General features: G+C 73.2%; 5 protein-coding genes. 2 read left to right on the top strand and 3 right to left on the bottom strand.

From position 1 onward, the window contains the following. Positions 1-44 precede the first annotated feature (44 nt). Together ACFV0G_RS17480 and ACFV0G_RS17475 are read right to left on the bottom strand one after the other, a co-directional pair. Positions 45-1,430 carry a M16 family metallopeptidase gene (locus ACFV0G_RS17480; protein ID WP_380547765.1) on the bottom strand — a complete coding sequence of 462 codons (1,386 nt, stop codon included), beginning with the start codon at positions 1,428-1,430 and terminating at the stop codon, positions 45-47. Continuing rightward, positions 1,427-2,758, bottom strand: coding sequence for a M16 family metallopeptidase (locus tag ACFV0G_RS17475; protein WP_380547762.1), 1,332 nt, complete (start codon positions 2,756-2,758; stop codon positions 1,427-1,429). Before ACFV0G_RS17475 ends, ACFV0G_RS17480 begins: the two co-directional genes overlap by 4 nt. A gap of 263 nt (positions 2,759-3,021) precedes the next feature. Here ACFV0G_RS17475 and ACFV0G_RS17470 point away from each other — a divergent pair, with 263 nt between their 5' ends. Beyond that, entirely contained in the window at positions 3,022-5,472 is a 2,451-nt protein-coding gene (locus ACFV0G_RS17470) for a DNA topoisomerase (ATP-hydrolyzing) subunit A (protein ID WP_380547759.1), read from the top strand. A 128-nt stretch (positions 5,473-5,600) separates the two neighbouring features. Next, complete coding sequence (locus ACFV0G_RS17465; protein WP_380547756.1) at positions 5,601-6,503, top strand: sucrase ferredoxin; 903 nt, start codon at positions 5,601-5,603, stop codon at positions 6,501-6,503. Positions 6,504-6,558: 55 nt separating this feature from the next. Here the strand turns inward: ACFV0G_RS17465 and ACFV0G_RS17460 are convergent, their stop codons facing one another. After that, entirely contained in the window at positions 6,559-7,614 is a 1,056-nt protein-coding gene (locus tag ACFV0G_RS17460) for an ABC transporter substrate-binding protein (protein ID WP_380547753.1), read from the bottom strand. Between the last annotated feature and the right edge of the window lie 113 nt (positions 7,615-7,727).

Below are 7,727 nucleotides of genomic sequence, written 5' to 3'. Positions count from 1 at the left end.
GGCCCGGCGGGGCTGACGCTCCGCCGGGCCCGCTGCGTGTGCGGTCAGTTGGTGAGGACGGTGACCTCGCCGATGCCGAGCTCGCGGACGTCGTCCGCGATCGCGGCGGCGTCGCCGACCAGCACGGTGACCAGGCGGTCCGGCGGGAAGGCGGCGACGACCGCCTCGGTGGCGGCCTCGGTGCCGAGCTCGGCGAGCCGCCGGTAGACCTCGGCCTGGTAGTCGTCGGGCAGGTGCTGCTCGACCTGGTCGGCCAGGGTGCCGGCGACCGAGCCCGCCGTCTCGTACTTGAGCGGGGCGACGCCGACCAGGAACTGGACGGCCTCCTCGCGCTCGGCGTCGGTCAGGCCCTCCGCGGCGAGGGTGCGCAGGATGGTCCAGGTGTCGGCGAGGGCGGGGCCGGTGGAGGCCGTGTCGACCGAGCCGCTGATCGCCAGCATGGCGCGCCCGGAGCCGTCGGCGGCGGAGCGCAGCGGCTGGGCGAAGGCGCGCACGCCGTAGGTGTAGCCCTTCTCCTCGCGCAGGACGCGGTCGAGGCGGGAGGTGAGGGTGCCGCCGAGGCAGTAGGTGCCGAGGATCTGGGCGGCCCAGGTGGGGTCGTGGCGGTCCGGTCCGACGCGGCCGATGAGGAGCTGGGTCTGGACGGAGCCGGGCCGGTCGACGATGACGACGCGGCCCTTGTCGTCGGCGCTCACCGGGGCGTGGGCACCGGCCTCGGCGGCAGTGCCCGTCCAGGTGCCGAGGGTGGCCTCCAGGAGGGCGGCGAGGTCGGTGCCGGCGAGGTCGCCGACGACCACGGCGGTGGTGGTGGCCGGACGCAGGTGGGCGTCGTAGAAGGCCTGGACGGCGGCCCGGTCGATGGTGCGGACGGTCTCCGCGGAGCCGCTGCGGGGGCGGCTGAGGCGGTCGGCCGGGTCGAACAGCGTGGCGTAGAGGGCCTTGGCCGCGCGGCGGGCGGGGTTGGCCTGCTCGTGGGTGATCTCGTCGAGCCGGTTGGCGACGAGGCGTTCGATCTCGCTCTCGGGCAGGGCGGGGGCGCGCAGGGCGTCCGCGAGCAGGGTGAGGCCGCGCTCCAGGCGGGAGGCGGGGACTTCGAGGGAGACCCGGATGGCGGGGTGGTCGGCGTGGGCGTCCAGGGTGGCGCCGGCGCGCTCGAGTTCGGCGGCGAACTGCTCGGCGGTGAGGGTGTCGGTGCCCTCGCTGAGGGCGCGGGCGAGGATGTTGGCGACGCCGTCGAGGCCGGCGGGCTCGGCGGCGAGGGGCGCGTCGAGCACCAGGTCGACGGCGACCAGCTGCTGGCCGGGCCGGTGGCAGTGCAGGACGGTGATGCCGTTGCCGAGGGTGAGCCGCTCGGGGGCGGGGAACGCCCACGGGGTCGGGGTGCCCCCGGCCGGCTGCGGGTGGAAGGTCATGGTGGACTCGGTGCTCATGCGGCCGTCTCCTCCTCGGGCTGGTCGTCGGCGTCGGGGGTGGTGGGCTCGTAGACGAGCACGGCCCGGTTGTCGGGCCGCAGGCGGGCGGCGGCGACGGCGCGGACCTCCTCCGCGGTGACGTCGAGGACCTTGGGCAGGGCGGAGTTGACGAGCGCCGGGTCGCCGAAGAGGACGGCGAAGCGGCAGAGTTCGTCGGCGCGGCCGGCCACCGTGGCGAGGCGGTCGAGCCATTCGCGCTCGATCTGGGCCTGGGCGCGCTCCAGTTCCTCGGGGGTGGGGCCGTCGGCGGCGAAGCGGGCGAGCTCCTCGTCGACGGCGGCCTCGATCTGCTCGACGGTGGCGTCGCCGGAGGTCTTGACGTCGAGCCAGCCGAGCGAGGGGGCGCCGGCCAGCCGGAGCAGGCCGAAGCCGGCGGTGACGGCGGTGCGGTCGCGGCGCACGAGGCGGTTGTAGAGCCGGCTGGACTCGCCGGAGCCGAGGATGGTGAGGGCGAGGTCGGCGGCGTCGGCCTCGCGGGTGCCGTCGTGCGGGAGGCGGTAGGCGGCCATCAGGGCGCGGGAGGGCACGTCCTCCTCGATGACCTCGCGGATCTCGCGGCCGACGGTGTCGGGCAGGGTGCCGTCCCGCGGCGGCTGCTTGCCGTTGTGGGCGGGGATGGTGCCGAAGTACTTCTCGACCCAGGCGAGGGTCTGCTCGGGGTCGAGGTCGCCGACGATGGAGAGCACCGCGTTGTTGGGCGCGTAGTAGGTACGGAAGAACGTGCGGGCGTCCTCCAGCGTGGCGGCGTCCAGATCGGCCATGGAGCCGATCGGAGTGTGGTGGTAGGGGTGGCCGTCCGGGTAGGACAGCGCGGTGAGCTTCTCGAACGCGGTGCCGTACGGGACGTTGTCGTAGCGCTGGCGGCGCTCGTTCTTGACGACGTCGCGCTGGTTCTCCATGGACGTCTCGTCGAGGGCGTGCAGCAGCGAGCCCATGCGGTCGGCCTCCAGCCAGAGGGCGAGCTCCAGCTGGTGGGCGGGCATGGTCTCGAAGTAGTTGGTGCGCTCGAAGCTGGTCGTGCCGTTGAGCGAGCCGCCCGCGCCCTGGACGAGCTCGAAGTGCCCGTTGTTGGAGACGTTCTTCGAGCCCTGGAACATCAGGTGCTCGAAGAGGTGGGCCAGGCCGGTGCGGCCCTTGACCTCGTGGCGGGAGCCCACGTCGTACCAGAGGCAGACGGCGGTGACCGGGGTCAGGTGGTCCTCGGAGAGCACCACGCGCAGGCCGTTGGCCAGGCGGTGCTCGGTGATGGCGAGGCCTCGCGAGGAGGCGGGGGCCGGATGGGCCATGCGCGGTGGGTCCTTCCCTGGTCGACGTCGGGCCGGGGCACGCTGCGTCGTGATCACCGACCGTGTGCCCCATTGTGGTGCAACGCACGGGAGGCCGTGTTGTGTCCGCGCCCGCCGCGCGTTCGCCAGGGGCGGAAGCGGCAGCCGTGCGCGGCGCTGTCGGCGGGAGGGTCCACAATGGGGGGCGCCGTGCCCGCGTACGGTACGAATCGGTTGTCCCAAGGATCGACGCAGTCCGACAGACGCAAGGGAGCCCCGCCGCGATGGCCCGCCGCAGTTCGCCCACCCCGCCGCCCGGTGACTACGAGGAGCGGATCCTCGACGTCGATGTCGTGGACGAGATGCAGGGTTCGTTCCTGGAGTACGCGTATTCGGTGATCTACTCCCGTGCGCTGCCCGACGCGCGGGACGGCCTGAAGCCGGTGCACCGCCGGATCCTGTACCAGGCCAATGAGATGGGCCTGCGGCCGGACCGCGGGCACGTGAAGTGCGCCCGCCTGGTCGGCGAGGTGATGGGCCGGCTGCACCCGCACGGCGACGCCTCGATCTACGACTCCGTGGTGCGTATGGCGCAGCCGTTCTCGATGCGGCTGCCGCTGATCGACGGGCACGGGAACTTCGGTTCGCTGGGCAACGACGACCCGCCGGCGGCGATGCGCTACACCGAGTCGCGGCTGACCTCGGCGTCGATGTCGATGGTGGAGTCGATCCACGAGGACACCGTGGACTTCGGCCCGAACTACGACGGCAGTGAGCAGGAGCCGCACGTCCTGCCCTCGGCCTTCCCGAACCTGCTGGTGAACGGCGCGTCGGGGATCGCGGTCGGCATGGCGACCAACATGCCGCCGCACAACCTGGCCGAGGTGGTCGCGGCGGCCCGGCACCTGATCAAGCACCCGGCGGCGGACCTGGACGCGCTGATGCGCTTCGTGCCGGGGCCGGACCTGCCGACCGGCGGCCGGATCGTGGGCCTGTCGGGCATCCGCGACGCGTACGCGTCGGGGCGCGGCACGTTCAAGATCCGGGCGACGACCTCGATCGAGAACGTCACGGCGCGCCGCAAGGGCATCGTGGTGACGGAGCTGCCGTACAGCGTCGGCCCGGAGAAGGTGATCGCCAAGATCAAGGATCTGGTGAACGCCAAGAAGCTCCAGGGCATCGCGGACGTCAAGGACCTGACGGACCGTGAGAACGGTCTGCGGCTGGTGATCGAGGTCAAGAACGGCTTCGTGCCGGAGGCCCTGCTGGAGCAGCTGTTCAAGCTGACGCCGATGGAGGAGACCTTCGGCATCAACAACGTGGCGCTGGTGGACGGCCAGCCGCTGACGCTGGGCCTGAAGGAGCTGCTGGAGGTCTACGTCGACCACCGCTTCGAGGTGGTCCGGCGGCGCAGCGACTTCCGGCGGCGCAAGCGCCAGGAGCGGCTGCACCTGGTCGAGGGCCTGCTGGTGGCGCTGGTCGACATCGACGAGGTCATCGCGCTGATCCGGTCCAGCGACAATGCGGCGCAGGCGAAGGAGCGGCTGATCGAGCGCTTCTCGCTGTCGGAGGTGCAGACGGCGTACATCCTGGACACCCCGCTGCGCCGGCTGACCCGGTTCGACCGGGTGGAGCTGGAGGACGAGCAGCAGAAGCTGAACGCGGAGATCGCGGAGCTGACGGAGATCCTGGAGTCGGACACCCGGCTGCGCAGTGTGGTCTCGTCGGAGCTGGGTGCGGTGGCGAAGCAGTTCGGCACGCCGCGGCGCACGGTGCTGCTGGAGGCGGGTTCGGTGCCGAGTGCGGCGCTGTCGGTGCCGCTGGAGGTGGCGGACGATCCGTGCCGGGTGCTGCTGTCGTCGACCGGGCTGCTGGCGCGGACGGCGGACGGCGAGCCGGGCAGCGTGTCGGACCAGCGGGCGAAGCACGATGCGATCGTGTCGGCGGTGGCGGTGACGGCCCGGGCGGACATCGGTCTGGTGACCTCGGCGGGCCGGGTGCTGCGGATGCCGGTGATCGATCTGCCGCAGTTGCCGCCGGGCGGTGCGCAGTCGCTGGCGGGGGGCGCGGCGGTGTCGGAGTTCCTGCGGCTGGAGGCCGGGGAGCGGGCGCTGGCGCTGACCACGCTGGACGAGTCGTCGCCGGGTCTGGCGCTGGGCACGGTGCAGGGCGTGGTGAAGCGGGTGGTGCCGGAGTGGCCGGCGAACAAGGACGAGTTCGAGGTGATCGCCCTCAAGGAGGGTGACGAGGTGATCGGCGCGGCCGAGCTGGCGACCGGTGACGAGGACCTGGTGTTCATCACCTCCGATGCGCAGCTGCTGCGCTACCCGGCGGGCCAGGTGCGGCCGCAGGGCCGTCCGGCGGGCGGCATGGCGGGCATCAAGCTGTCGGACGGGGCACGGGTGCTGTCGTTCACGGCGGTGGATCCGGCCTCGGACGCGGTGGTCCTCTCGGTGGCGGCGGCGTCCGGGACGCTGTCGGGTGCCGAGCACACCACGTGGAAGGTGACGCCGTTCGAGCTGTATCCGCGCAAGGGGCGGGCGACCGGTGGTGTGCGCTGCCAGCGGTTCCTGCGCGGCGAGGACGCCCTGGTGTTCGCGTGGGCCGGGGCGGTCCCGGCGCTGGCGGCGACGGCGAACGGTTCGCCGGTGGAGCTGCCGGAGCGCGATCCGCGCCGGGACGGCTCGGGCACGCCGGTGTCGGAGCGGGTCGCGGCGGTCGGTGGGCGCGCCTAGGGCTCGTCCGGAGTGTCGTGGGGCCGTGGTCGGCGCCGCCCTCGTGGGCCGCGGCCACGGCCCGACCCGTGTGCGTCCGGGTGTGCGTCCCGAGCGGACGTCGACCGGGCAAGGGTAGGCTCACCTGGGTGAGCACCTGCGCGACGCTGTCGCTGGAACTGTCCGAGCCGCTGGCCGCGACCGCGGCGACCGCGGCGACCTGGCTGCTGGTCGAGCAGTCCGGTCCGTGGGGTGCGAAGGCGCTGACGGAGAGCCACCTGGAGACGGCGACCGGGCGGGCGCTGGAGGCGGCGGCCGCGGGCACGGGCGTGCGGGTGGCGCTGATCCGCAATCCCGGCCGGCATGCCGACGCGGAGCCGGCCGGGCTGCGCGAGGTGATCGTCGCGCACACCGCGCCGGGCCGTTCGTGGGTGCGCCGGCTGGCGGTGGCCGATCCGGCGGAGGCGGCCGGTCTGGACTTCGCGGCACTCGGTGCGGGCGAGCACGGCGGTCTCGGGGTGGAGCACGCCGGCGGCCCGATCGCCCTGGTGTGCACCAACGGCCGCCGGGACCGCTGCTGTGCACTGCTGGGCCGCCCGCTGGCGGCCGAGCTGGCGGCGGCCGGCCACAGCGAGGTGTGGGAGGTGACGCACCTGGGCGGGCACCGCTTCTCCCCCACCATGCTGGTGCTGCCGTACGGCTATGCGTACGGGCGGCTGTCGGGGGCGAGCGCCAAGGAGGTGCTGGCGTCGACGGCGGCCGGGCACACGGTGCCGGAGTTCTCGCGGGGCCGGTCCTGCTGGGACCGGCCGGGCCAGGCGGCGGAGCACGCGGTGCGGCTGGCGACCGGTGAGACGGCGGCGGAGGCGCTGACCCTGCGCCAGGAGCCGTCCGGGGACGGCGGGTGGACGGTGGAGGTGCGGCACACGGACGGGCGCCGCTGGCGGGTGCCGGTGACGGAGGGCACGAGCACCCCGGCGCGCCCGGAGAGCTGCGGGAAGGCGCCGGCCACGCCGTCCCGGATGGTCGCGGGAACGGTGGAACGGCTGTGACGGCCCCCGCGCCCGCTGTCCGGGAGGGCGGGGGGCCGTCACAGGGTCGGGGTCGTCAGCCGGCGGCCTTGACGAACTCGGTGGTGTAGGTCTTCGACAGGTCGATGGTGGACTCCTTGCCCTTCACGTCCGGGTGGAAGGCGCCCAGGACCGCGAGCACGGTCTTCGGCCCGTCGGCGGGCATGACGCCGTCGGTGGTGAACATCGGCAGGGTGGCCTTGATCGCCGCCGCGTACTGCTCGGCGCCGCCCTGCGCGTAGTCGGCGGGCATCTTGGCGGCGATCTCCTCGGGCGTGTGGCTGCCCATCCACTTCAGCGTCTTCACGAAGGCGTTGGCGAGCTTCTGGACGGTGTCCTTGTTGCCGTTCACCCACGCGGTGTTCATGTAGAGCGAGGACGAGGGGTAGAGGCCGCCGAGGGCGGCCTTGGAGCCCTCCGGGGTGCGCATGTCGTACAGCACCGAACCGAGGTTCTTGGCGAGGATGTTGGCCACCGTCGGGTCGGTGGTCATGCCGGCGTCGATCGAGCCCTGCTGCATGGCGGCGATGAAGGTCTGGCCGGCGCCGACCGCGATCGGGCTGAACTCGCTGACGTTCACGCCGTTCTTGACGGCCAGGTACTTGGTGAGGAAGTCGGTGGAGGAGCCGATGCTGGTGACGCCGAGCTTGCGGCCCTTGAAGTCGGCGCCGCTCTTGATCGCGGCGGCCTGCTTGGCGGAGACCACCTCGACCTCGCCGGGCGCCTGGGAGAACTGCACGACCGACTCGACGCTCTTGCCCTTGGCCTGGAGGTCGATGGTGTGGTCGTAGAAGCCGACGGCGCCCTGGACGTCGCCGGCGAGCAGTGCGGTGGTGGCGTTGACGCCGGCCGGCTCGCTCAGCAGCTCGACGTTGACGCCGGCCTCGGCGAAGTATCCGAGCCGCTGGGTCAGCATGGCCGGCATGTAGATCACCTTGTCCAGGCCGCCGACCATGATCTTGACCTTGGGCCCGGCGACCGTGGGGCCGGCCGGGGCGGCACCGGTGTGCGAGGTGGAGGCGGCGTCGTTGGCACAGGCGGCCAGCGGCAGCAGGAGGGCGGCGGCGAGGGCGGCGGCAGCGGTTCTGCGCATGGTGGGGGGAGCCTCTCTGGCGGGGGTCGTGCGGGGTGGGGGTGGGGGTGTCAGCGGCCGTCGCCCGCGTGGGCCGGCATGCAGAGGTCGAGACGCGGTGAGGGGAACATTGG

The organism is Kitasatospora sp. NPDC059571, from assembly GCF_042735675.1.
In the GTDB taxonomy this organism is placed as follows: domain Bacteria; phylum Actinomycetota; class Actinomycetes; order Streptomycetales; family Streptomycetaceae; genus Kitasatospora.
This window is presented reverse-complemented; position numbering and strand designations above follow the sequence as displayed.

What these genes read in the sequence shown, in the direction of transcription:
- ACFV0G_RS17460 (WP_380547753.1), bottom strand. Translation starts at nt 7,614, where the DNA reads ATGCGCAGAACCGCTGCCGCCGCCCTCGCCGCCGCCCTCCTGCTGCCG.
- ACFV0G_RS17475 (WP_380547762.1), bottom strand. Translation starts at nt 2,758, where the DNA reads ATGGCCCATCCGGCCCCCGCCTCCTCGCGAGGCCTCGCCATCACCGAG.
- ACFV0G_RS17470 (WP_380547759.1), top strand. Translation starts at nt 3,022, where the DNA reads ATGGCCCGCCGCAGTTCGCCCACCCCGCCGCCCGGTGACTACGAGGAG.
- ACFV0G_RS17480 (WP_380547765.1), bottom strand. Translation starts at nt 1,430, where the DNA reads ATGAGCACCGAGTCCACCATGACCTTCCACCCGCAGCCGGCCGGGGGC.